Origin of the sequence: Sabulicella rubraurantiaca (genome assembly GCF_017355885.1) — a bacterium.
In the GTDB taxonomy this organism is placed as follows: Bacteria; Pseudomonadota; Alphaproteobacteria; order Acetobacterales; family Acetobacteraceae; genus Roseococcus; species Roseococcus rubraurantiacus.
Genome location: NZ_JAFEUU010000003.1, coordinates 128525 through 151802 on the forward strand (window position 1 = coordinate 128525; position 23278 = coordinate 151802).

28 protein-coding genes are annotated in these 23278 nt (G+C 71.1%); 18 read left to right on the plus strand and 10 right to left on the minus strand.

Features of this window, described 5'->3' with window-relative positions; genetic code table 11:
* Positions 1-68 precede the first annotated feature (68 nt).
* The 3 genes from JTJ31_RS07375 (at position 69) to JTJ31_RS07385 (ending at position 2546) form a co-directional block, all read left to right on the plus strand.
* A complete protein-coding gene (locus JTJ31_RS07375; protein ID WP_207538235.1) occupies positions 69-755 on the plus strand; it encodes a fumarylacetoacetate hydrolase family protein in 687 nt (228 codons plus the stop codon).
* 112 nt (positions 756-867) lie between these two features.
* Complete coding sequence (locus JTJ31_RS07380; protein ID WP_207537992.1) at positions 868-1680, plus strand: exodeoxyribonuclease III; 813 nt, start codon at positions 868-870, stop codon at positions 1678-1680.
* On the plus strand, positions 1677-2546 hold the full coding sequence (locus JTJ31_RS07385; protein WP_207537993.1) for a PhzF family phenazine biosynthesis protein: 870 nt from the start codon (positions 1677-1679) through the stop codon (positions 2544-2546). The genes JTJ31_RS07380 and JTJ31_RS07385 overlap by 4 nt, the downstream gene beginning before the upstream one ends.
* A gap of 12 nt (positions 2547-2558) precedes the next feature.
* Here JTJ31_RS07385 and gshB read toward each other — a convergent pair whose 3' ends face one another.
* Complete coding sequence (gene gshB / locus JTJ31_RS07390) at positions 2559-3503, minus strand: glutathione synthase (RefSeq protein ID WP_207537994.1); 945 nt, start codon at positions 3501-3503, stop codon at positions 2559-2561.
* Positions 3504-3688: 185 nt separating this feature from the next.
* On the opposite strand from gshB, the gene JTJ31_RS07395 reads away from it, so the two are divergent.
* Positions 3689-4069: a hypothetical protein gene (locus JTJ31_RS07395; RefSeq protein ID WP_207537995.1), complete on the plus strand. Its 381-nt coding sequence runs from the start codon at positions 3689-3691 to the stop codon at positions 4067-4069.
* Positions 4070-4076: 7 nt separating this feature from the next.
* Here JTJ31_RS07395 and gpmI read toward each other — a convergent pair whose 3' ends face one another.
* Positions 4077-5606, minus strand: coding sequence for a 2,3-bisphosphoglycerate-independent phosphoglycerate mutase (gpmI, locus tag JTJ31_RS07400; protein ID WP_207537996.1), 1530 nt, complete (start codon positions 5604-5606; stop codon positions 4077-4079).
* A 17-nt stretch (positions 5607-5623) separates the two neighbouring features.
* Complete coding sequence (locus tag JTJ31_RS07405) at positions 5624-6133, minus strand: TetR/AcrR family transcriptional regulator (protein WP_207537997.1); 510 nt, start codon at positions 6131-6133, stop codon at positions 5624-5626.
* 55 nt (positions 6134-6188) lie between these two features.
* Here JTJ31_RS07405 and JTJ31_RS07410 point away from each other — a divergent pair, with 55 nt between their 5' ends.
* Positions 6189-6548 carry a DUF2306 domain-containing protein gene (locus tag JTJ31_RS07410; protein WP_207537998.1) on the plus strand — a complete coding sequence of 120 codons (360 nt, stop codon included), beginning with the start codon at positions 6189-6191 and terminating at the stop codon, positions 6546-6548.
* Positions 6549-6552: 4 nt separating this feature from the next.
* Here the strand turns inward: JTJ31_RS07410 and JTJ31_RS07415 are convergent, their stop codons facing one another.
* Both JTJ31_RS07415 and JTJ31_RS07420 read right to left on the minus strand, forming a co-directional pair.
* Entirely contained in the window at positions 6553-7395 is an 843-nt protein-coding gene (locus tag JTJ31_RS07415; RefSeq protein ID WP_207537999.1) for an ion transporter, read from the minus strand.
* Positions 7396-7448: 53 nt separating this feature from the next.
* Positions 7449-8120, minus strand: a complete 672-nt coding sequence (locus JTJ31_RS07420; protein WP_207538000.1) for an NnrU family protein — start codon at positions 8118-8120, stop codon at positions 7449-7451.
* Between the two features lie 63 nt (positions 8121-8183).
* On the opposite strand from JTJ31_RS07420, the gene JTJ31_RS07425 reads away from it, so the two are divergent.
* Positions 8184-8948 (plus strand): substrate-binding domain-containing protein, encoded by a 765-nt coding sequence (locus JTJ31_RS07425; RefSeq protein ID WP_207538001.1) that lies wholly within the window; start codon positions 8184-8186, stop codon positions 8946-8948.
* Between the two features lie 95 nt (positions 8949-9043).
* On the opposite strand, the gene typA is transcribed toward JTJ31_RS07425, so the two are convergent.
* Positions 9044-10891: a translational GTPase TypA gene (gene typA / locus JTJ31_RS07430; protein ID WP_207538002.1), complete on the minus strand. Its 1848-nt coding sequence runs from the start codon at positions 10889-10891 to the stop codon at positions 9044-9046.
* A gap of 112 nt (positions 10892-11003) precedes the next feature.
* Between typA and JTJ31_RS07435 the strand changes: the two genes are divergently transcribed.
* Positions 11004-11390: a hypothetical protein gene (locus JTJ31_RS07435; RefSeq protein ID WP_207538003.1), complete on the plus strand. Its 387-nt coding sequence runs from the start codon at positions 11004-11006 to the stop codon at positions 11388-11390.
* 105 nt (positions 11391-11495) lie between these two features.
* On the opposite strand, the gene JTJ31_RS07440 is transcribed toward JTJ31_RS07435, so the two are convergent.
* The 3 genes from JTJ31_RS07440 to JTJ31_RS07450 are packed head-to-tail and all read right to left on the minus strand — an operon-like array spanning position 11496 to position 13461.
* Positions 11496-11966 carry a YybH family protein gene (locus JTJ31_RS07440; RefSeq protein WP_207538004.1) on the minus strand — a complete coding sequence of 157 codons (471 nt, stop codon included), beginning with the start codon at positions 11964-11966 and terminating at the stop codon, positions 11496-11498.
* Positions 11963-12487 (minus strand): hypothetical protein, encoded by a 525-nt coding sequence (locus JTJ31_RS07445; protein WP_207538005.1) that lies wholly within the window; start codon positions 12485-12487, stop codon positions 11963-11965. Before JTJ31_RS07445 ends, JTJ31_RS07440 begins: the two co-directional genes overlap by 4 nt.
* Positions 12484-13461: an adenosine kinase gene (locus JTJ31_RS07450; RefSeq protein WP_207538006.1), complete on the minus strand. Its 978-nt coding sequence runs from the start codon at positions 13459-13461 to the stop codon at positions 12484-12486. The genes JTJ31_RS07445 and JTJ31_RS07450 overlap by 4 nt, the downstream gene beginning before the upstream one ends.
* Positions 13462-13609: 148 nt before the next feature.
* Here JTJ31_RS07450 and JTJ31_RS07455 point away from each other — a divergent pair, with 148 nt between their 5' ends.
* The 10 genes from JTJ31_RS07455 to JTJ31_RS24550 all read left to right on the plus strand — a co-directional run bounded on the left by JTJ31_RS07455 (position 13610) and on the right by JTJ31_RS24550 (position 21596).
* Positions 13610-14164, plus strand: coding sequence for a polymer-forming cytoskeletal protein (locus JTJ31_RS07455; protein WP_207538007.1), 555 nt, complete (start codon positions 13610-13612; stop codon positions 14162-14164).
* 74 nt (positions 14165-14238) lie between these two features.
* Positions 14239-14739: a hypothetical protein gene (locus JTJ31_RS07460; protein WP_207538008.1), complete on the plus strand. Its 501-nt coding sequence runs from the start codon at positions 14239-14241 to the stop codon at positions 14737-14739.
* Entirely contained in the window at positions 14736-15662 is a 927-nt protein-coding gene (locus tag JTJ31_RS07465) for an AEC family transporter (RefSeq protein WP_207538009.1), read from the plus strand. The genes JTJ31_RS07460 and JTJ31_RS07465 overlap by 4 nt, the downstream gene beginning before the upstream one ends.
* Positions 15663-15702: 40 nt before the next feature.
* Positions 15703-16713, plus strand: a complete 1011-nt coding sequence (locus JTJ31_RS07470) for a GGDEF domain-containing protein (RefSeq protein WP_207538010.1) — start codon at positions 15703-15705, stop codon at positions 16711-16713.
* A gap of 41 nt (positions 16714-16754) precedes the next feature.
* Complete coding sequence (locus tag JTJ31_RS07475) at positions 16755-17750, plus strand: Bug family tripartite tricarboxylate transporter substrate binding protein (protein WP_236019972.1); 996 nt, start codon at positions 16755-16757, stop codon at positions 17748-17750.
* A 73-nt stretch (positions 17751-17823) separates the two neighbouring features.
* On the plus strand, positions 17824-18945 hold the full coding sequence (locus JTJ31_RS07480) for a DUF6447 family protein (RefSeq protein ID WP_207538011.1): 1122 nt from the start codon (positions 17824-17826) through the stop codon (positions 18943-18945).
* Between the two features lie 45 nt (positions 18946-18990).
* Entirely contained in the window at positions 18991-20328 is a 1338-nt protein-coding gene (locus JTJ31_RS07485) for a hydrolase (RefSeq protein ID WP_207538012.1), read from the plus strand.
* Positions 20325-20933 carry an HAD family hydrolase gene (locus JTJ31_RS07490; protein ID WP_207538013.1) on the plus strand — a complete coding sequence of 203 codons (609 nt, stop codon included), beginning with the start codon at positions 20325-20327 and terminating at the stop codon, positions 20931-20933. The genes JTJ31_RS07485 and JTJ31_RS07490 overlap by 4 nt, the downstream gene beginning before the upstream one ends.
* On the plus strand, positions 20918-21325 hold the full coding sequence (locus JTJ31_RS07495) for a hypothetical protein (protein ID WP_207538014.1): 408 nt from the start codon (positions 20918-20920) through the stop codon (positions 21323-21325). The genes JTJ31_RS07490 and JTJ31_RS07495 overlap by 16 nt, the downstream gene beginning before the upstream one ends.
* 34 nt (positions 21326-21359) lie before the next feature.
* Entirely contained in the window at positions 21360-21596 is a 237-nt protein-coding gene (locus JTJ31_RS24550) for a hypothetical protein (RefSeq protein ID WP_236019973.1), read from the plus strand.
* A 106-nt stretch (positions 21597-21702) separates the two neighbouring features.
* Here JTJ31_RS24550 and JTJ31_RS07505 read toward each other — a convergent pair whose 3' ends face one another.
* Positions 21703-22404 (minus strand): response regulator transcription factor, encoded by a 702-nt coding sequence (locus tag JTJ31_RS07505; RefSeq protein WP_207538015.1) that lies wholly within the window; start codon positions 22402-22404, stop codon positions 21703-21705.
* 130 nt (positions 22405-22534) lie between these two features.
* On the opposite strand from JTJ31_RS07505, the gene JTJ31_RS07510 reads away from it, so the two are divergent.
* Positions 22535-23242, plus strand: a complete 708-nt coding sequence (locus tag JTJ31_RS07510; RefSeq protein WP_207538016.1) for a HugZ family pyridoxamine 5'-phosphate oxidase — start codon at positions 22535-22537, stop codon at positions 23240-23242.
* Positions 23243-23278 lie beyond the last annotated feature (36 nt).

The window sequence follows — 23278 nt, forward strand, 5'->3', positions numbered from 1 at the left end:
ATCCCCTCCGTATTTCCCCCGAGGCGGGTTTCGGTCTATGGGAACCCAACCGCGAGGTGAAGGACGCCATGCCCGATTACGTGATCAGCCCGCCCCCCGTGCCCTACGTGCCCGTCCAGGGCTCGAGCGCTGTGTTCCCGGTCCGCCGAATCTTCTGCGTCGGCCGCAACTACGCCGAGCACGCGATCGAGATGGGCAGCGACCCGACGCGCGAGCCGCCCTTCTACTTCGCGAAGCCTGCCGATGCGCTCGTCATCAATGGCGCGGACATGCCTTATCCCTCCGCCACGAAGGATCTGCACCACGAGATGGAGCTGGTGGTGGCGATCGGCGCGGGTGGCGTGAACATCGGCGTGGGCGATGCGCTGAAGCATGTCTGGGGCTATTGCGCCGGGCTCGACATGACGCGCCGCGACCTGCAGGGCGAAGCCAAGAAGACCGGACGTCCCTGGGACATGGGCAAGGGCTTCGACCAATCTGCGCCGATGGGCGCGCTGATCCAGGCCGGCTCCTTTGATCCGTCCAAGGGCAAGATCCAGCTCAACGTGAACGGCGCGCAGCGTCAGGTCAGCGACCTGAGCAAGCTGATCTGGTCCGTTCCCGAGGTGATCGCCAACCTCTCGACCCTCGTGCGGCTGGAGCCGGGCGACCTGATCATGACCGGCACGCCGGAGAACGTGGCCGCCGTGCAGCGCGGCGACCTGCTCGAAGGCTTCGTCGAGGGCGTGGGCGAGGTTCGCACCAAGATCGTCTGACTCCCCATAAAACCGCTTCGCGGTTTTGTTGGGGCGGCCAAGGGTAAGGGCATGGCCCCATTCGGGTGGCCCGCTGCCCAGCGGGCGCCTGTTCTGCTAGGGCTTGGGCTCCATGCCCAAGCCTCTTCGCATTGCCACCTGGAACATCAATTCCGTCCGCCTGCGCCTCCCGCTCCTGAAGGAGCTGGACGCCGCCCTGGCCCCCGACGTGCTCTGCCTGCAGGAGACGAAGTGCCCGGATGAGCACTTCCCGCTCGAAGGCATCGAGGCGCTCGGCTTTCGCCACGTCGCGGCGAAGGGCATGAAGGGCTATAACGGCGTCGCCATCCTGTCCCGCATCCCCTTCGCCGTGCGCGAGCAGGATCCGGATTGGTGTGAGAAGGGCGATTGCCGCCACCTCGGCGTCACGCTCGATGTTCCGGGCGGCCCGATCGAGCTGCATGATTTCTACGTCCCCGCCGGCGGTGACGCGCCCGACCCAGCGGTCAATCCGAAATTCGCCCACAAGCTAGACTTCCTGCGCGAGGTGACGGCCTGGGGGGAAAGCCGCGCCGCGGCACCGCGCCGCGTCCTCGTCGGCGACCTGAACATCGCGCCCCTGGAGCACGATGTCTGGAGCCACAAGCAGCTCCTCGACGTGGTGAGCCACACGCCGGTCGAGGTGGAGGCGATGGGGCGCTGGATGGAGAAGGGCGAATGGGTGGACGCGGTGCGCCACTTCGTTCCCGCCGACCAGAAGCTCTATTCCTGGTGGAGCTACCGCAACCGCGACTGGGCTGCCTCCGACCGTGGCCGACGGCTGGACCATGTCTGGGTCAGCCCCGACCTCCAGGGCAAGCTGGCGCGGCAGCACGTCCACAAGCCCGCCCGCGCCTGGACCCAGGCCAGCGATCACGTCCCCGTCCTGGTGGAGCTTTCCCTATGACCGCACGCCGCTTCCGCTTCGTCACGGTGGACGTGTTCACCGAGACCCGATTCGGCGGCAATCCGCTGGCGGTCTTTCCCGATGCGCGCGGCATCTCGGATGCAGAGATGCAGGCCCTCGCCGCCGAGTTCAACCTGAGCGAGACGACCTTCGTCCTGCCCCCTTCGGACCCAGCCAACACCGCGCGCGTGCGCATCTTCAACCGCAAGACGGAGATGCCCTTCGCCGGCCACCCCAATGTCGGCACCGGCTTCGTCCTGGCCGAGCGCGCCCGCGACGGCGAGCTGCGCTTCGAGGAGATCGCAGGGCTCGTCCGCGTGCGCGTGGAGGAGGGCGGGACGACCATCGAGGCGCCGCAGCCGCTCTCGACCGGCGCGGCGATGGACGTCGCCACCCTGGCCTCCTGCGTCGGGCTCGCGCCTGGCGACGTGCTGCTGGACCGGCACGGCCCGGTTCTCGCCTCCTGCGGCAACAGCTTCGTCGTCGCCGAGGTGACGCCCGAGGCGCTGGGCCGCGCCGTCCCCGACATCGCCCGGTTCCGCGAAGTGGCGGGGGAGTGGACGGCGGCGGGGCCGGAGCGCCTGCCGGTCTACCTCTGGGCGCGTGAGGGGCGCGACGCGCTGCGGGCGCGCATGTTCTCGCCGCTCTCCGGCACGATCGAGGACCCGGCCACGGGCAGCGCCGCAACGCCCCTCGCCGCCCTGCTGCACTCGCTGGGCGAGGGCGACCGCTTCACCCTGCGCCAAGGCGTGGAGATGGGGCGTCCCTCCACGCTGCGAATCGCGGCGTGGCGCGCGGAGGGCGGCATGCGCGCCAGCGTCGGCGGATCCTGCGTCCGCGTGCTCGAGGGGGAAGCGCTGCTCTAGCGGCAGCCGGGACTACCGGCGCCGCGCCTCGATGGCGTCCCAGATCGCCTTTTCCAGGTGGACGCCGTCGAAGCGCGCCAGTTCCTGCAGGCCGGTCGGCGAGGTGACGTTGATCTCGGTGAGGTGGCCGCCGATCACGTCGATGCCGACGAAGATCAGGCCGCGCGCGCGCAGTTCCGGCCCGATGATGCGGCAGATCTCCTTTTCCCGCTCCGTCAGCGTCGTGGGCTCCGGCCGTCCGCCGACATGCATGTTGGAGCGCGATTCGCCCTCGGCCGGGACGCGGTTGATGGCACCCATCGCCTCGCCATCCACCAGGATCACGCGCTTGTCGCCCTGACGCACGGAGGGGAGGTATTGCTGCACCATCAGCGGCTCGCGCGAGCGCTCGGTGAACATCTCCAGCAGTGAGTTGAGGTTGGGATCGTCCGGCCGCAGATGGAACACGCCGGCGCCGCCATTGCCGAAGAGCGGCTTCAGCACGATGTCGCCGTGCTTCGCCCGGAACTTGCGGATCTCGCGCACGTCGCTGCTCACCAGCGTCTCGGGCATCAGCTCGGGGAAGCGCAGGACGAAGAGCTTCTCCGGTGCGTTGCGCACGTGCTCGGGGTCGTTCACCACCAGCGTCTTCGGGTGGATGTGCTGCAGGATGTGGGTGGCCGTGATGTAGGCCATGTCGAAGGGCGGGTCCTGGCGCATCAGTACCACGTCCGCGTCGCGCTCCAGGTCCAGCTCCACCGTCTCGCCCAGGGTGAAGTGGTTGCCGAACTCGCGCCGCACCGTCACCGGCTGGGCGTGGGCGATGACGCGCCCCGCATGCATGGACAGGTGGCGCACGTGATAGTGCCAGAGCTGGTGGCCGCGCGCCTGCGCCTCCAGCATCATGGCAAAGGTGCTGTCGCCCTCGATGTTGATGGACTGGATCGGGTCCATCTGGACCGCCACGCGCAGCGCCATGCCCCTCGTCGCTCCTTCGGCTCTCGCTTCCATGTCGCATGGGCGGGGCGCCGCCTCAATGGCGCGCCGCGCCCGCGCTCGGCAGGCTTGCCAGGATGGGGCGAGGCAACCGGGAACGTGGCCAGGGGGTTCGGTGGGCTATGAATTCGCCGCACCGACGGCCACACATTTTCGGGACGTGCGCCATGCAGCCTGTCTTCGAGGCCTATGCCGATCTGTCCATCCGCCGGGCCTGCGCTTTCGTGGCTCTCGCCACCGCGACGCTGATGGTCGCGCTGTCCTTCGATGCCGTGCTGGCCTGCCGCGCCGGGGCGCAGGCGATGTCCGTCTTGGTCATCGGGCTGGCCATGGCCGCCTGGCGCACCCCGAACCGCGACCTCCGCCATTCGGAGGTCTATGCGCTGCTGATCGATTCCGGCCTCCCGCGCGGCCGCCTCGCCACCGCCGAGATGCAGGCCATGCTGGCGGAGGCGCTGCGCGACCGCCTGCTCTGGCACGCCGAGCGCGTGTCCATGGTCGCCCTCGGCCTGTGGGGCCTCGCCCTGCTGCTCTGGCTGCTGGGCTGACGCGAGCCTACTGGAGCAGGCTGCGTCCCGTCATCGCCGCGGGCTGCGCCACGCCCAGCAACGCGAGCAGAGTCGGCGCAATGTCGGCGAGGCGCCCTTCGCGCAGCGCCAGCCCCGCCGGCCCACCTTCCAGCACGACCGGCACCACGTTGGTGGTGTGGGCGGTGTGCGGACCGCCGGTTTCCGGGTCGCGCATCATCTCCGCATTGCCGTGATCGGCAGTGACCAGCAGCGCGCCGCCCATCTCCCGCACCGCGCCGCGAATCTGCCCGAGCCCGGTATCCACCGCCTCGCAAGCCTTCGTCGCCGCCTCCAGGCTGCCGGTGTGGCCCACCATGTCGGCATTGGCGAAGTTCAGCACGATCATGTCGAAGCGGCCCGAGCGGATTGCCGCCACCGCCTTCTCGGCCAGTTCCGGCGCGCTCATCTCGGGCTGGAGGTCGTAGGTCGCGACCTTGGGCGAGGGCACCAGGATGCGCTCCTCGCCGGGGAACGGCGTCTCCTCGCCGCCATTCAGGAACCAAGTGACGTGCGGGTATTTCTCCGTCTCCGCCATGCGCAGCTGGGTGCGCCCGGCATCGGAGACGGCGGCGCCGAGGATGTCGGCCATGGATTGCGGCGGGAACAGCGTCTCCATGAAGGCGTTCAGCTCGCGCGAGTATTCCACCATGCCCAGCGCGGCGGCGAAGCGCGGCGTGGCGGCGCGCGCGAAGCCCGCGAAGCCGGGATCGAGCATCGCTCCCAGGATCTCCCGCACCCGGTCGGCGCGGAAGTTGAAGCAGAGGATTCCGTCGCCGTCGCGCATCCCGGCATGGCCGGGCAGCACGGTGGCGGGCACGAACTCATCCGTCACGTCGCGCGTATGGGCGGCGGCGATCGCGGCGGCGGCGGAGTCCGCGCGCTCGCCCTCGCCGAGAACCAGGGCGCGCCAGGCTTTCTCCACCCGCTCCCACCGGTTGTCGCGGTCCATGGCGAAGTAGCGCCCGGTGACGGTGGCGACCCGCGCGCCCTCCGGCAGCGCCGCCTCGAAACGCTGGAGGTACCCGGGGGCAGAGCGCGGCGGGGTGTCGCGCCCGTCGGTGAAGGCATGGATCGCGACCGGAACGCCTTCCGCCACCAGCGCCTTCGCCAGCGCCACCGCGTGGTCCTGGTGCGCATGGACGCCACCGGGCGACAGCAGGCCGAGCAGATGCGCCGTCCCGCCGCTGCGCTTCACCGCCTGGGCGAAGCCGCGCAGCGCCGGCATGGCAGCGAGTGACCCATCCGCGACGGCGGCGTCGATGCGCGGCAGGTCCTGCATCACCACGCGCCCGGCGCCGATGTTCAGGTGCCCGACCTCGCTGTTGCCCATCTGCCCTTCGGGCAGGCCGACATCGAGGCCGGAGGTGCGCAGGAAGGCGCGCGGGCCCTGCGCCCACATCGTGTCGAAATTCGGGGTGCGCGCGCGGCGCACGGCGTTGTCCGACTCCTCCTCCCGCCAGCCCCAGCCATCCAGGATGGCCAGCATGACGGGACGCTTCTTCGGGGCTTCGCTCATGCGTCGCGGTTACGCGATCAGCGCGGCACTGTCAGCAGCCCCTCCGGCGAAACCTCGTCCGAGAGGGCGCCATCCAGCAACAGGTGCGACAGTCCATGCACCAGCGCCCAAGCACGGATCGCCGCCTCCTTTCCCCCCGCCGCGCGGGTGAGCGCATCGAAGGCGGCGCTGGAGGCAGCCTGCAATTCCGGATGCGCCTTCGCGCGGGCGAGCAGGGGGCCGAACATCAGGCGGAACCGGCCGGGCCGCGCCAGGGCGAAGCGGACATAGGCGATGCCCTGCGCGTCGAGGCCGGCCTCCCCCAGCGCGGCGCCGAACTGGGCGAAGTGCCGCGCGGCCAGCGCGGCCAGCAGCGCCTCCTTGTCGGCGAAGTGGCGATAGGCGGCGGTGGGGGAAACACCGGCGATCCGCGCCGCCTCGCGCAGCGACACGGCACCATCACCGCCGGCGTCCAGCAGGGAGTCGGCCGCGTCCAGCAACGCGGCGCGCAGGTCACCGTGATGGTACGGCTTCGGCGATGTTGACATTGCTCACATGGACCCGCTAAAAGTTCACGCCGTAAACATACCGCTGGATCCGGTCATGTCCATGCTCCATCTCCACCTGTTCTCCGCGCTGCTGGCCCTGCTCTGCATCCTCGCCGTGCTGCTGCTGCCCAAAGGTCGGGGGGCGCACCGAATTTGGGGACGGCTCGGCGGGCTGATGCTGCTGGTGGCGGCGCTGTCCTCGTTCTGGCTGCCCGCCTTCGGCCATCTCACCCTGGTCCACCTCCTGTCCGTCACCACGCTGGTAAACGTGCCGCTGGCGGTGCGGGCGGCGCGGCAGGGCCGGATCGCGGCACACCGCCGCGCCATGATGATCAATGCCGGGGGCCTCGCCGCCGCCGGGTTGGCTGCGGTCGTGGTTCCGGGGCGATACCTGCACACGCTGCTGCTGGGATGAGGCGTCAGCGCCGCTCCGTCTCGCGCAGCGCCGCCACCTCCGCCCGCAAGGCGCGCATCTCCTGCAGCAGCAGGCGCATCTCCACCCGCTCGACGCTTTCCTTGGCCTCCTTGGCCGGCGCCTCCCGCTCGGCGCGCAGCGTCTGGATGCTTTCCACGATCACGCCAATGAAGAGGTTCAGCACCACGAAGGTGGTGACCAGGATGAAGGGGACGAAGAACAGCCAGGCGAGGGGCTGGTGCTCCAGGATGGGGCGCACGTTGGACTCGGCCCAGGATTCCAGCGTCATCAGCTGGAACAGGGTGAACAGGCTCTCCCCCAGCGTGCCGAAGCGCTCGGGCAGGAGCTCGCCATAGAGCTTCGTCGCCATCACGGCGGAGACATAGAAGATCAGCCCCATCAGCAGCACGATGGAGCCCATGCCCGGCAGGGCGTGCAACATCGCCTCCACCACGTGGCGCAGCGAGGGCATGATGCTCATCAGCCGCAGCACGCGCAGCACCCGCAGGGCACGCACCACGGAAAGCGGCCCGGTCGCGGGCAGCCAGGCGATGCCCACCACCAGCAGGTCGAAGAGGCCCCAGGGGTCGCGGAAGAAGCGGCCACGGAAGGCGTAGATCCGCAAGGCCAGCTCGGCGGTGAAGATGGTCAGCAGGGCGAGGTCCAGGCCATGCAGCAGCCCGCCCCAGGATTCGCTGATCGTGACGCTGGTCTCGAGGCCGAGCGTGACGGCGTTGAGCAGGATCAGCCCTATCACCAGGCGCTGAAACCCGCTCGACAGAACCAGCCGCGCGGCGCGGGCGCGCGGTGTGTCGGCCGTATCGGCGTCGGTCAAGGCTTCCTGCATGGCGAGCGATTCCCCGGTCCCCGCGCCTGGAATGGCTGCAGGGGCAGAATGAATCAAGGGAGAAGCGCGGGCACGCCGAAGATGTGGGGGTGCAGCCAAAGCAGCAGCGCCCACCCCGCCAACCCGCCTGCCCAGGCGCGAAGCGGGATCTCCCGCCAGGCGGCGCGGTTGCGCCCCGACAGCACGGCGCCAAGGGGCAGAATGGAGGTGACGGCGGCCAGGCGCGCCCACAGCGCCGGGTCGCGCCGCCGCAGCTTGGCGTCGATGGAGGGCATCCCGGCCAGCGCGGTGACGAGGAAGGCGCCGAAGAACGCCATGCCCGCCGCGGTCCCGTCCGCCAGCGCGTGCAGCCCGGCCCAGAGGGCGAAGCTCCACAGCATTGGGTGGCGGGTGATGCGCTGGATCCCGCGCGGCTCCCCGGCCAGCGCCCCGCCCACCGCCGTCGGGTTCGGCGTGGCGACGGAGGCGGCGAAGAGGAGGAAGGCCGGCAGCATCAATGCGGCGACGAGGAGGCGCCCCGCCTCCGGCAGCGCCCAGAGCGGAATGAAGGGCGCGTTCCGCCAAGCCAGCACCAGCAGGGTGATCGCCACGGCGGAGGCGAGGGAGAAGGCGGCGCGGAAGCCGCGCTCCCCCAGCCGCGCCACGAACGCGGCGCGCAGCCCGGTCCCTGCCACCCCGACATGCAGACCGACCCAGAGCAGCGCGGCGAGGAGGAGGGCCAGCATGGGCAAAGCCTATCGCGTTCCGGCCGCGCCGCTCTAGGATTCGCGGGTCAAGGGAAACGCGCCATGCTCCGTCGCTTCGTCCTCCTCGCCGCCCTGGTCCTGGCGGCGCCTGCGCTCCGCGCCGCCGAGATCACGGTGATGACCTCCGGCGGGTTCAATGCCGCCTATGAGGCGCTGGCCCCGGTCTTCGAACGGGAAACCGGGCACCGCCTCGTCACGCTGCGTGGCGCCTCCATGGGCGCCGCCCCCGACGCCATCCCCAACCGCCTGGCGCGCGGGGAGGCGGCCGACGTGCTCATCCTGGCGGCCGAGGCGCTGGACGCGCTCGCGCAGCGCGGCTTCGTCCGCCCAGGCAGCCGCACCGACCTGGTCGTGAGCCGCATCGGCGCCTCGGTGCGCGCGGGCGGGCCGCGCTGGGACATCTCGACGGAGGAGGGGCTGCGCCGCGCCCTGCTGGAGGCGCCAAGCATCGCCTATTCGGCCAGCGCCAGCGGCGAGTACCTGTCGCGCGAGCTCTTCGCCCGGCTTGGCCTCGCCGAATTGGTGATGCCCAAGGCGCGGCGCATCTACTCCGAGCGGGTGGGCAGCGTGGTGGCGCGGGGCGAGGCGGCGCTGGGCTTCCAGCAGATCAGCGAGCTCCTGCCCATTGCCGGGCTCGATTTCCTCGGCCCGCTGCCCGAATCGCTGCAGCGCGTGACGGTGTTCAGCGCCGGGATCGCGGCGAATGCGCGGGAGGAGGAAGCGGCGCGGGCGCTGATCGAATTCCTGGCCGGGCCGCGCGCCTATGAGGCGGCCCGCGCCCTCGGCCTCGACCCCATCGCGCGCTGAGGCGAGACCGTCCGGCAAAGAAAAACCCGTGGAAGCATCGCTCCCACGGGTTCTCGATGAGGGGTGCCTGAGGCTTGGCCTCAAGCACATCAGGATCAAGCCGCCTGGTCGCCCTTGACGGGGAGGCCGTCGGCCCGACGCTGGGCGCGCTTGCGCTCATGCGGGTCCAGGTGGCGCTTGCGGAGCCGCACGACAGAGGGCGTGACCTCCACCAGCTCGTCATCCTCGATGTAGGCGATCGCCTGCTCGAGGCTCATGCGGCGCGGCGGCGTCAGCAGAAGCGCGTCATCCTTGCCGGCGGCGCGGATGTTGGTGAGCTTCTTCTCCTTCACCGGGTTCACCTCGAGGTCGTCGCCGCGCGAGTTCTCGCCGATGATCAGACCCTCATAGACCTTGGCGCCCGGATCCACGAACAGCGTGCCGCGCTCCTGCAGGGCAAAGAGCGCGTACTGCGTCGTCTCGCCATCCACGTTGGAGATCAGCGAGCCGTTGCGGCGCCCCTCGATCGTGCCCGCATAGGGGCCATAGCCGTGGAACAGCCGGTTCATGATGCCGGTGCCGCGCGTGTCGGTCAGGAACTCCGAGTGGTAGCCGATCAGGCCGCGCGAGGGCATGTGGAAGGTCAGGCGGGTCTTGCCGCCGCCCGACGGACGCATGTCCTGCATCTGGCCCTTGCGGAGCGACAGCTTCTCGACGACCACGCCGGAATACTGCTCGTCTACGTCCACGAGGACTTCCTCGTAAGGCTCCTCCTTCTCGCCCGTCTCCGGGTTCGGCCGCATAAGCACGCGCGGGCGGCCGATGGTCAGCTCGAAGCCTTCGCGGCGCATCGTCTCGATCAGCACGCCCAGCTGCAGCTCGCCGCGGCCCGCCACCTCGAAGGCGTCGGTCTCCTCGGAGTCGCGGATGCGGATGGCGACGTTGCCCTCCGCCTCGCGCATCAGCCGGTCGCGGATCTGGCGCGACGTCACCTTCTTGCCCTCGCGGCCGCCCAGCGGGCCGTCATTGACGCGGAAGGTCATGGCCAGGGTCGGCGGGTCCACCGGCACGGAAGGCAGCGGCGCCTGCATCTCGGGCGCGCAGATCGTGTCGGGGATCGTGCTGTCGGACAGACCGGCAATGGCGATGATGTCGCCCGCCTGCGCCTCGTCCACCGGCACGCGCTCCAGCCCGCGGAAGGTGAGCAGCTTGGTCAGCCGCCCCGTCTCCACCTGCGTGCCGTCGGCGCGCAGCACCTTCACGGGCATGTTCACCCGCGCCGTGCCCTGCTCGATGCGGCCCGTCAGGATGCGGCCCAGGAAGTTGTCGTATTCCAGGATCGCCGCGTTCATCGCGAAGGGCGCGTCCATGTCCACCGTCGGCGCGGGGACGTGGCGGATGATCAGGTCGAACATCGCGTCCAGGTTCTGGCGCGGGCCTTCCATGGATTCGTCGGCCCAGCCCTGGCGGCCCGAGGCGAAGAGCATGGGGAAGTCCAGCTGCTCGTCCGTGGCGCCGAGATTGGCGAAGAGGTCGAACACCTCGTCATGCACCTCGTGCGGGCGGGCGTCCTGGCGGTCCACCTTGTTCACGACGACGATGGGGCGGATGCCGCGCGCCAGCGCCTTGCCGAGCACGAACTTGGTCTGGGGCAGCACGCCCTCGGCCGCGTCCACTAGGAGGATGGCGCCGTCCACCATGGACAGGATGCGCTCCACTTCGCCGCCGAAATCGGCGTGGCCTGGCGTGTCGACGATGTTCAGCTTGTGGCCGTTCCAGTCCACCGCCGTGCACTTGGCGAGGATGGTGATGCCGCGCTCGCGCTCCAGGTCGTTGCGGTCCATCGCCCGCTCGGCGACCTGCTGGTTCTCGCGGAAGGTGCCCGACTGCTTGAGAAGCTGGTCCACCAGCGTCGTCTTGCCGTGGTCGACGTGGGCGATGATCGCGAGGTTTCGCATCTGCATGGGAAGAGAGGTTCCGGGCATGGGTTGGCCCGGGCGTCTCGGAAGCCCCGGGCAGGGATAATCACTTGTTGTGTGGCTTGTGCGGCGCACACATAGGGGGTGAAAGGCCGAAATGCCAGCCATATCCGCCGGAATGACCCGCTTCGCGCGCATCCTGCCCCTGCTGGCAGCGCTGGCCTCAACCTCCGCCGCCGCGCAGGACATCCCGCGCGTGCGCGGCTCGTGCGGCTTGGATGGGCGGCTGCTGCTGGACCGGGTGCAGGCGGAACGGCGCTCGGACGGGCAGTGGGGCTACCTGATCCATATCCGCAACACCACGCGGCGCCCCATCCTGTTCACCATGAGCCTGCGCGCGGCGGAGCGGGAGCTGGCAAGGCGCGACAACCAGCCCTACCGCGTCGGCGGTAACGAGGTGCTGGTGGTTCCGGCCGGGCCGGGCCTGCGCCCCGTGCCCACCGCGGAAGTGGCGGCGGGCCTGACCCTCAACTGTCCGATGTAGAATACCCGGCAAAAACGCTTCGCATTTTCGCAGGGGCCCCGTTCGAGAGCCCGGAATATCGTCAGGTGCACTGCGTTGGCACGGCAAAGCCGCGCCGCCCGGGGCTTATCGGGCCTTCACCGGCCGGTCGGCGTGGCTGTCCGGCGGGACGCCCTTGGCGAGCGACATGTGGGAGTGGACCGCGACCCAAGGCTCGCCCTCGCCGCTATTGGGCACCAGAGCCAGGGTTGTGCGGCCGGGCCGGTCGAAGCGCGTGCCGTCCGGATGGTAGCCCGTGCTCTCGAAGGGCACGATCGCCACGGCCATGGACCCGTCCGCGCTCGCCAGCACCCGCGCCGCGTCCAGGCGGAAGCGGAAATCGCTGGTCTTGGGCCAGACGCTGCTCCATTGCCGGTCGCGGAAGGGCTCCAGCCCCTCCACCACGGCCTGCACCGTGCCGAAGGCCAGGATGCGCGGATGCCAGAACGGGTAGGCGCTGTGGTAATCCACCTCGCGCACGCACGCGGCGAAGCGGTCCAGCCAGTCATGGATGGCGGCGCGAATCGCCTCCGGCGCCTCGGGCAGCGCAGGGCTCACCGGGGGCGACGCCGCGGGCGGTCCAGCGCGGCCAGCGCCGCCTCGACCTCGCGCTGCGCCGTCTTGCGGTCGTTGCGCAGCAGGGCGGCGCGGGCGGCGGCGATGCGCCCCACCGGCCCGCCCTGCACCGCCTCGCCCGCCCGCGTCGCGAGGGTGGAGCGGGTGAGGAGGCGGGATTCCGCGCGCTCCAGGAACTCGTTGGCCTGGCCGGCCCGGCCGGCGCGCAGCGCGACATGGGCGGCGTTCAGCAGGCCGGCGGCATCGTCCACGCTGGCGGCATCCGCCTCCGCGGCGTCGCGGTTCTGCGACGGCACCCAGGGTGTCGCGCCCGGCTGGGCCTGCTGGCGTTGCAGTTCCTGGATGGCCGAGTCCCGCGGCGGGGCGGCCTGGGCCATGGCGTTGGGGGAGGGGTGCCCCGCACCGTGATGCGCCCAGTGGGTGTGCGGCCAGGGCCGTTCATGCGCCAGCGCCGTGCCGGGCAGCACGACGGCCAGGGCAAGGGCGAGGATGCGCGTCGTCATGCCACCATCTCCTTCAAATCGGCCTGCGGCCGGGCGCCGAAATGCCCGATCACCTCGGCCGCGGCGATGCTGCCCCAGCGGCCGGCTTCCGCCAATGGCAGCCCCTTAGCATGGGCGGCCAGGAAGCCGGCGGCATAGGCGTCGCCCGCGCCGGTCGTGTCCACCACCCGCGCCGGGGCGGCCTGGACCACGTCGCGCCCGCCCTTCGAGAGGATGACGCTGCCCTTCTCCGACCGGGTGAGGGCGGCGATGGACACGTCGCGCGCCGCCTGGGCCGCCGCCTGGTCGAAGTCGTCGGTGCCGTAGAGAGCCGCGACCTCCGCCTCGTTGGCGAAGAGGATGTCGGCGTCATGGCGAACGAAGTCGAGGAAGGCGTCGCGGTGGCGGCCGACGCAGAACGGGTCGCTCAGCGTGATGGCGACCTGCCGCCCCGCCGCGCGCGCCGCCCGCGCCGCTTTGCGGAAGGCGGCCTGCGCCGCCGGCGGGTCGAACAGGTAGCCCTCGAGATACACGACGCCCGCCCGCGCCACCTCTGCCTCATCCACGTCGTCCTCGCCGAAGGAGACGCAGGCGCCGAGATAGGTGTTCATGGTGCGCTGCCCGTCCGGCGAGACGAGGATGAGGCAACGCGCCGTGGGCGCCCCGCCTTCCAGCGGTGCCGTCGGGAAATGCACCCCCGCCGCGCGGATGTCGTGAGCGAAGACCTCGCCCAGTTGGTCCTTCGCCACCTTGCCCAGGAAGCCGACCCGCGCCCCCAGCGCGGCCGCGACGGCGCAGGTGTTGGCTGCCGACCCACCGGAGGATTCTACCCCCGACGGCATGGCGGCGTAGAGCGCCTCCGCCTGCTCCGTCGAGATCAGCGACATGCCGCCTTTGGGCAGGTTCCGGTCGAGGAGGAAGGAGTCGGGCACGGGGGCCAGCACATCCACGATGGCATTGCCGATGCCGAGGATGTCGAGGCTCTGGCTGTTCATGCGGCGCAAGGCTTCCGTCAGTTTGGAGGCCCAGGGGTTAGAGGGAAAATCCCTAGTTGGAAACTGGCGCGAATCCACGCGGCGCGCATTGTGCGGCGGGGGGCGCGCGCTATAACCGCGACGGAACCGGATACAGGGGGATCACATCATGTCCATCTTCGGCCGCAAGAAGGACGACGGCACCGAGGCGAACGACGGGCTGGTTCCCTCGCGCGACGCGGAGCTCGCCGTTCCGACCTTCCGCGCCCCGGCGGCGAACAGCGCCCCGGTGGGCCTGCCCCCGAAGCCTGCCGCGCCGACGCTTCCCGTCGCTGGCGCCCCGCCGCGCCCCGCCGCCGGGCCGGGCACGGTCGCCCCGCCCCGCCCGAGCGCGCAGGAGCGCCGCACCCTGGTGGTTGGCCGCGGCATCGCGCTGCAGGGCACGGTGGCGGATGCCGAGCGCCTCGTGGTCGAGGGCACGGTGGAAAGCCAGATGATCCAGGCCGCCGAGCTGCAGATCGCCCAGACCGGCGTGTTCCGTGGTGAGGTGCAGGTCGAGGATGCCGAGATCGCCGGCGTGTTCGACGGCACGGTGACGGCCCGCGGCAACCTCATCATCCGCGCCAGCGGCACGGTGAAGGGCGTCGCCCGCTGCAAGCGCCTTTCCGTCGAGGAAGGGGGCAAGATCATGGGCTCCATGGAGATGCTCCAGGGCGAGGGCTGAGCCCCGCCCGCCGCCCCTGGCCGGTCCCGGGGCGGCGCCGATCCTTTCTGACCTTCAGCTTCCGGACCTGCCGCATGCTGCGCCGGACCGTTCCCCTCCTGTGGCTGCTGCCGTTGGTGGCCTGCGCACCCGACACGGCGCGCGAGGCCGAGATGGCGCATGCCACGATGGAGAGCCACCGGGCCACGCTCCAGGCCCTGACGGGCGAGGCGCCAGCGCCCTCCTCCCCGACGCCCGCCGCGCCCTCACGTCCCGCGCCGCCACGCCAATCCGTCTCGCAATTCCTAGGCGCCAGCCTCGCCGCGCTGCTGGAGGCGCTGGGCGAGCCGACCCTGCGCCGGGATGAGGGCAGCGCCTCCGTCTGGCTCTACGCCACCGGGGGCTGCCAACTGGACGTGGTGCTGTACCCGGGCGCAGGCGGGCCGCGCGTCGCCCATGTGCAGGCCCGCGCCGGCGGCCTCACGCAGCGCACCGAAGCGGCCTGCCTGCGCGACCTGCAGTCCCGGCGCGAGGAAGCGCGCAGTCGCCGCAACACCGAGCCCGGACGCGCCCCGCCCCTCGAACTCGGCGCGTGATCCCTTACCTGGACGCCTTCGTCCCGGCCTTCGGGCTGCTGGCGCTGGGTGCGCTGCTGAAGCGTCGCCTCCTGCCCGATGACGCGATCTGGGCGGGGATCGAGCGGCTCATCTTCTGGGTTCTGCTTCCATCTCTGCTGGTCGCGGCTATCGGCTCGGTGAACCTCGCGCAGGTGCCGGTGGGGGGCATGCTGCTGGCGATCTGGCTGGCGCTGGCGACGGGCACGGCGCTTTCCGTTGCCCTGTCGCGCCTGTTCCGGCAGCCGCACCCTTCGATGACATCGGTCGTCATGGGCGGCATCCGCTTCAACAACCTGATCGGCTTCGCCGTGGCGGGGGCCTTGTTCGGCCTGCCCGGCATCGCACTGGGGGCGGTGGCGACGGGGCTGATCGTGCCCTTCGTGCAGCTTGTCACCAATGCCGCCTTCGCCCTGGGGCGGCCCGGCCCGTTCCAGCTTCTTCCGGCGCTGCGGCAGGTGGCGATGAACCCGCTGATGCTGGCCTGCCTCGTCGGCTTCGCGGTGGCGGCACTGGGCGGGCTGCCGCCGGGGGTGAAGCCGCTGGCCGAGACGCTGGGCCGCGCCTCCGTCGCGCTCGGCCTGCTGGCGGTGGGGGCGGCGCTCTCGGCCCGTGCCCTGGCGGACCGCGTCGCGCTGCAACTCCTTACCGCCGCGCTGAAGCTTCTCGTCATGCCGGGGCTGACCTTGCTGCTGGCGCTCGCCCTGGGGCTGGATCCGCTGGCGCTGGCCATGGCGGTGCTGTTCATGGCGCTGCCCACCGCCGCTACCTCCTACGTGATGGCACGCGCCATGGGGGGCGACGCGCCGCTCATGGCCGCCATCACCACCTCCGAGCACGCGCTCTCCATCATCACCCTGCCGCTCTGGCTGCTGCTCGTGAAGCGCATCACCGGGCTGGGGTGAGGCTTCGTTAACCCGGCACGCCTAGGCATCGGGGGACGCCATGCCCAGCGACGCCCCATCGACTACGCGCACCGACCCGGCGATGCGCCATGCCCACGACGCCATCGCCGCGCTGCTGCACCACGGGCTTCGGCCCACCCCGCCCAATTACGTGCTGTGGTTCGAGTTCCACGCCGGGCAGGCGGCGGCACTGCGCGCGGCGCTGGAGGACAGGTTGCGCGACCCGTCCCCTTTGGGCGAGGCGGAGATGGCGGCGCTGCATGCCCGCTTCGGCGCCAGCCCCTCCGGTCCCACCCTCGCCGAGATTTCGCGGCGCCTGGGCGAGGCCGTGCGCGACGCCGCTGTCATCCTCGACGGCACCGCCACCGATGCGGTGCGCTACGAAAGGTCGCTGGAAGGGGCCGCGGCGGCACTCGCCTCCGGCACTGCGGACTGGCCGGAGGTGCTGGCCGGCCTGATCCGCGAAACCCAGGCGCTGCGCGACAAGGGCGCCATCCTGGCCCGCCGCCTTGCCGAAACCGGCCGCCGCGCCGAAGCCCTGCGCGAGGAGCTGGAGGAGGCGCGGCGCGAGGCGGCGACGGACGTCCTCACCGGTCGGCCCAACCGCCGCGCCTTCGAGACGGCGCTGGAACGGCACCTCGCCGGCGATGCGCTGCCCTGCCTGCTGCTGCTCGACGTGGATCACTTCAAGGCGGTGAACGACCGGCACGGCCACGCGGCGGGCGATTTGGCGGTGCGGCACCTTGGCACCACGCTGCGCGAGGCGGCGCGCGCCGCCGACATGCCCGCCCGGCTGGGCGGCGAGGAATTCGCCGTGCTGATGCCCGGCACTCCGCCCGAGCGCGCGATGTGCGCGGCGGAGGCGCTGCGCCAGGCCATCGCGCGCGAAGGGGTGATGCTGGAAGATGGGACGCGTCTCGCTCTCACTGTCTCGGGCGGGCTGGCCGCCGCCACGCCTGGGGAGGGGAGCGCGCGGCTGATCGAACGCGCCGATGCCGCGCTCTACGCTGCGAAGCGGGCGGGGCGGAACCGCATCGAGGCGGCGCCCTAGGCGGCTTGGAAGCGCCGCCTCGCTGCGCCAGGATGAAGCGGATGAATCGGCAGGGGATGTGGGGGATGCTGGGGCGCAGGCAGTTGGCGATGGGTTTGGGCGCGGCGGCGCTGCCACTGGCCGCGCGCGCGCAGGGCAGCTTCCCCGACCGCCCGATCCGCTGGATCGTCGGCTATCCGCCCGGCGGCGCCTCCGATGTCTTCGCGCGGCTGATCGGCGGGCTGATGAGTCAGCGCCTCGGCCAGAACGTGGTGGTGGAGAACCGGCCGGGCGGCGGCGCCGTGGTGGCGAGCGACCTTGTTGCCCGCGCCGCGCCGGACGGCCACACCTGGATGCACGTGGACAACGGCATCCTCACGTACAACCCCGCCCTCTATGCCCGCCTCCCCTATGACCCGGATCGCGACTTCGTGGGGGTCGGCTTCATCGGGCGCTTTCCGCTCTACATCGTCGTGCGGCCGGACGACGCCTCGCCGCGCGATTTCGCCGGGCTTCTGGAAGCGTCGCGTCGCCGCGCCCCGACCTATGGCACGCCCGCCGTCGCCTCGCCGCATCACCTCGCGATGGAGCTGGTGAAGCGCCGCACCGGGATGGATGCGACGCATGTGCCGTATCGCGGCGGTCCCGCCGCCATGCAGGATCTGCTGAGTGGCCAGGTGGATGTGGTGGTGATCGACACTGCCACCGGCCTGCCCTTCATCCGCGACCGCAAGGTGCGGGTGCTGGCCGCGCTGACCGAGAGCCGCACCCCCGACGTGCCCGATGCGCCGACCATGGTGGAGCTGGGCTATCCGGGTACGGTCGCCTGGGGCTGGCAGGGCATGAGCGTCCCTGCCGCCACGCCCGCGCCGGTCGTCGCGCGGCTGTCGCAGGAGATGATCGGCGCCATCCAGTCGCCGGAGGTGGTGGCGCGGATGCGCGGCCTGGGCATCGAGTATCAGCCCTGGACACCCGCGCAATTCGCCGAATTCGTGCGGGCCGAGAACGCGCTGTGGCGCCCGCTGATCCGGGAGCTGGGGATTCGGTTGGACTCATGAGGGGCTGACGCCGCGCGGCGGGACAGGGGCGCCGCCTTTCGCCCCGCGCCGAAAATGCGCCATCAGAGAGGCCATGTCCGACCGGAACCAGCCCAGCCCGTCCGTTGCAAGGCCGCTCCTGCCGCAGGAACCCGCGCCCGTGTCGCGGCGCGTCCGTGTCCTCACCGCGCGGCACCTGCTGCCGGCCCGGGCAGCGCTCATGGATCTCTTTCTCGCGCTCCGCGCCGAGACGGATGCCGAGATGCAGGGCAACGCCCCCGCCGCCTACGGCAAGCCTTATCCCTATGGCTATTGCCGTGAGATCACGATGCACGTCTTCGAAGCGTTGAAGCGACGCATGGAGCGCCCGGCCTGCCGGGAAAGCCGCGCCCTGCAGGCGTTTCTCGCGGAAGGTGGGGAGGGGCGCTGCGTATGGGGCATCCTTCGCGACACGTATTTCCAGACCGCGCTGCAATTCGGCGCGCTCTACGTGGACGTTGCCAACGACACGGTCGTGCTCACCAAGCCGAAGGTCGAGATCCTGCCCATGGCCGAGGCGGGGCTGGAACCCGTGCGCGATGCCTTCCATTTCGCCGGCATCGCCGGCTCCTACTGGGGCATGACGCTCTACGGCAACCACGCGCTCCCCTCGATCGCGCCGTTGGTTCCCATGATCGGGGTCATGCCCGATGGTGCCGTCTCCTTTCCTTCGGTGACGGTCTACATGGCGGGGCTGTTCCTGCGGGATGGGTTCCGCCTCGCGGAGGAATGGCTTGCCGCCGCCCCGCCGCCGCCCGAGGGGGTGACGGCCTTGCTGCGGTCACGCGTCTCCGCCGAATGTCTCGCCACCAACCCGGAAACCGGTGGCGAGGCCGCGCTGGCCGCCTGCCGCTCCGCCCGCGCGCGCGGGCTCGCATCCGACCCCAGATGGGTGGCCGCGGCGCTGGCCGAATGCGAGCGCTTCAGGGCTAGCGGGCAAGTGCCGAACTCCGAACCAAGCGCCACCCCAGTCGCGGAAACCCAATCCATGTCCACCATCACCTTCGAAGGCCGCACCTTTGCACTCGACACCCTGTCCGAGGCGGCGAAGGCGCAGGTCGCGGGCATCCAGTTCGTCGAGGGCGAGATCGCCCGGCTCCAGGCGCGGCTGGCCGCGATGCAGACGGCGCGCAACGCCTATGTCGAGGCGCTGCGCGCCGCCCTGCCGGCGAAGTAGCCCCATCCCCTTCCGGGGTGGCGTGGCGCTGGCTAGGCTTGCGGCATGAATTCGACTCGCCGCGCCCTGCTGGGCGCCGCCCTGGCCCTTCCTGCCTTGCGCTTCGCCCGCGCGCAGGACGCGGCGCCGCCACCCATCCTGCTGGTTCATGGCAATGGCGACCACGCGGCGCTGTGGATGACCACGCTCTGGCGCTTCGAGAGCAACGGCATCGCCCGCGACCGCCTCCTGGCCGTGAACATGCCCGATCCGCTGGCGCGGGCGAATGACGCGGTGCCGCAGCCCAACCGCTCCTCCGCTGCCGAGCAGACCGAGCGCCTCGCTTTCTTCGTGCGCGACCTGCGTGCGCGCACCGGCGCGCCGCGCGTGGCGCTGGTGGGCAATAGCCGCGGCGGCTACCCGATCCGCGACTTTGTCGTCCATGCGGGCGGCGCGCCCGAGGTGTCGCACGCCGTCACCTGCGGCACCCCCAATCGTGGCGTCTATGACTGGGAGTGGAACGAGGGCAGCGAGTTCAATGGCCGCGCCCCCTTCCTGCGCCGCCTTAATGGCGGGGCGAGCGACGTGGTGGAGGGCACGGCGTTCCTGACGCTGCGCTCGGACAATGACCTCTACGCCCAGCCCGACGGGCGCTTCGTCGGCCGCCCCGGCACGCCCACCGGGGTGGACCAGGACGGGCCGATGCTGCGCGGCGCCACCAACATCCTGCTGCCCGGCCTCGATCACCGCGAGGTGGCGTATCACTGGCGCGCCTTCCGCGAGTATTTCCGCTTCATCGCGGGGCGCGAGGCCCAGGCGTTTGACGTCACGCCCGAGGCGCGGCCGGTGCTGAACGGAATCGTCACCGGGCTGGCCTCCGGCGCGCCCACCAACCGCCCCGTCACAGGCGCGCGGGTGGAGGTGTTCCGCGTCGATCCGGCGACTGGCGCACGGACAGGCGAGGCGATCCATGCGCGCGAAACCGGCGCGGACGGCGTCTGGGGTCCCGTCACGGTGGAGCCGGGCTGGTCGCTGGAGATCGTGCTGGCAGTGCCCGGCCACCCCATCGCGCATTTCTTCCGCTCGCCCTTCCCGCGCGGGACGGAGGTGCTGCACCTGCGCCCGCCCGCACCCCTGGCCGAGGCGGACCGCGGGGCCGGCGCGCTGGTGCGGCTGACGCGGCCGCGCGGCTACTTCTCCTGGCCGCGCGACGTGGGGCTGCTGGACGGGCGCGAGGTGGCGGAGCGGCGCGAGGGCGTGGCGAGCGTTGCCACCGCCACGCTGCGCCTGCCGGCGGACCGCACCGGCACGCCGGTGCGGTCCGTGTTCAACACGGAATCGATCACCGCGCGCGCCGTGCCCCTTGCGGAGAACCGCATCGCCTTCGCGGAGATGACGTGGTGAGCGTCACGCACGTCGTCTTCGACGTGGGCGGGGTGCTGGTGAACGAGGCGCGCATGTGGCGCGGCTGGGCCGAGGTGGTGGGGCTGGACGAGGCCCACTTCCTCGCCGCGCTGCGCGACGGCATCGCGCGCGGGCTGGGCATCGGCGGCACGGTGCGCGAATTGGCGCCGGGCATCGACATCGCCGCCCATCGCGCGCGGCTGGCGGCGCTGGAAATCCCCGGCGAGGACGATCTCTACCCCGACGTGCGCCCCGCCCTCGCTTCGTTGCGCGCGGCAGGACTCCGGATCGGCATCGCCGGCAACCAGCCGCGTGGCGTGGCCGAGGCGCTGGCCGCGCTCGACCTCGGCGCGGATTTCATCGCCACCAGCAACGACTGGGGCGTCAGCAAGCCGGATCCACGCTTCTTCGCCCGCGTCGCCGAATCCTGCGGGGCCGAGCCGCGCCGCATCGCTTATGTGGGGGACCGGCTGGACAATGACGTGGCGCCGGCGCGCGCCGCAGGGATGCGGCCGGTCCTGATTCCGCGCGGCCTGTGGGGGCACCTGGGCGGGCGCGGCGACATCACCAAGCTGACGGAGCTTCCGCAATGGCTCGCTTCCTGATTCTCCTCGCCTTGGCGCTCGCGCCCGGGCTGGCAGCCGCCGAGGGCTGCAATCCGCCCGCTCCGCTCCGCTTCGCCCCAGGCGCGAGCGGCACGGTGGTGGATGGCGCCGTGCCACGCGGCGCGCCGGATTGCTTCACCCTGCGCGCCCGCGCCGGCCAGACGATGGAGGTGCGGGTGGACAGCCCCGAGCGCAACGCAGCGCTGTCCGTCTGGGCGCCGGGATGGCGGCTGGCGGTGGATGGCACGGCGGTGGACATCACGCCCGATCCGCTCGACACCGGCAACGGCAAGCGCTTCCGCCTGGTGCTGCCGCGCAGCGGCGAATACCTGCTGGTGATGGGCACAGAGCGCGGCGGCGCGCCCTACCGGATGACACTTTCGATCCGCTAGGCGCAGAAGGTCCACGCTAGGCGATGGGCAGGCCGTGCATCCGGAGGAAGGACAGCTTGCCTTAATAGCCGCGCTGGAAGGTGATACATCCCGCGCGGATCGTGAAGAAGCCGCAGCCGCGCAGGCCGAGGGGATCGCGCCGTTCGCGCGCCACGACCTCGCCGGCCTGTGGATGGCTTCGACGAGGCAGACCATCTCAGCCGCTGCGAATTCCCGCCTGAACATCGCGCGGATGTCCTCGCGGCCCTCGACGGGCTCCTGCGTGGCCTGATGGTTGACCGCGTCCTCGTGGTAGAGCTCGGCAAAGCCGCCCGGATCGGCGGCGTTGAACCTCTCGACCCAGCGTTCGACGACCTCGCACGGCGTCGTGCTCGCCTCTACTGCTCCTTGTAGCGGTAGCCGATGCCGTAGAGCGTCTCGATCTGCGCGAAATCATCGTCGACCGCGCGGAACTTCTTGCGGACGCGCTTCACGTGGCTGTCGATGGTGCGATCGTCCACGTAGATGTTCTCGCCATAGGCGGAGTCGATCAGCTGGTCGCGGTTCTTCACGAGGCCGGGCCGCGCCGCGAGCGTCTTCACCAGCAGGAACTCGGTGACCGTCAGCTGCACCGGCTTCCCCTTCCAGGTGCAGGAGTGCTTGGTCTCGTCCAGCACCAGGTCGCCGCGCACCATGAGGCCGCCGGGCGCCTGGCCGCTCGCCTCCGCCCGGCTCGCCTCGTTGCGGCGGAGCAGGGCGCGGATGCGCTCGAGGAGGAGGCGCTGCGAGAAGGGCTTGGTGATGTAGTCGTCGGCGCCGAGGCGCAGCCCCATCACCTCGTCCACCTCCTCGTCCTTGGAGGTGAGGAAGATGACCGGCATGGTGGAACGGGCGCGCAGCCGCTGCAGCAGCTCCATCCCATCCATGCGCGGCATCTTCACGTCCAGCACGGCGAGGTCGGCAGGCTTGCTCATCAGCCCCTGCAGCGCGCTCTCCCCATCCGTGTAGGTGCGGACGGCGTAGCCCTCCTGTTCCAGCGTCATGGAGACGCTGGTGAGGATGTTGCGGTCGTCATCCACGAGGGCGATGGTCTGCGGCATCGGCGAAAATCCGGTTGGCATCTGCAAGGAATATGGCAGGCAATTGTGGCAGGGAGAGGCCAAGAGGTGAACGCATCATGGCAGAGGGAGCTGCCTTGACCCCCGATCGAGCCGGCGGGACACAGGACCCATGACCGAGGACGATGGCTTCGCCGCTCGCCGCCTGATCCGCGCCGCCCGCTCCGCCACCCTGGCGACGGAGGCGGAAGGCCAGCCCTTCGCCTCGCTGGTCACCCCGGCCACGGCGCCGGACGGGTCGGTCCTGCTCTGGCTCTCCTCCCTCTCCGAGCACACGCGGCAGCTTCGCCGCAACGGGCGCTGCGCCCTGCTCTTCACCGGGGCGGCGGGGGGGCCAAACCCGCAAACCGCGCCGCGCGTGACCGTGACCGGCTTGGCCGAGGTGATCGAGGATCCCGCGCTGAAATCGCGCTGGCTGGCCTGCCACCCCTATGCCGCGCTCTATGCCGATTTCGCCGATTTCGCGCTCTGGCGGGTCCAGCCGGGCGGGGCGCTGCTGGTGGGCGGCTTCGCCCGCGCCCGGCGCCTTTCCGCCGCCGAACTCGCGCCGCCAGCCGCCGAATCGTTGCTCGCCGCCGAGTCGGACATTCTGGGACACGTCAATGCTGACCATGTCGATGCCGTGATGGCCATCGCCGCCGCCTTGGGCGGGGGGGCGGGGGAGTGGCGCTTGGTCACCGTGGATGCCGATGGCTGTGACCTCGCTTGTGAGGAGAAACCGGCCTTGCGCCTTGCTTTCCGCGCGCCCGTGACCACGCCTTCGGCAGTGCGGGATGAACTTGTCTGGGCCGCGCGGGAAGCGCGGGCCAAGAGAGGATAACCCAGAGGGAACCCATCGGTTTCCTTTGCTGCGCCT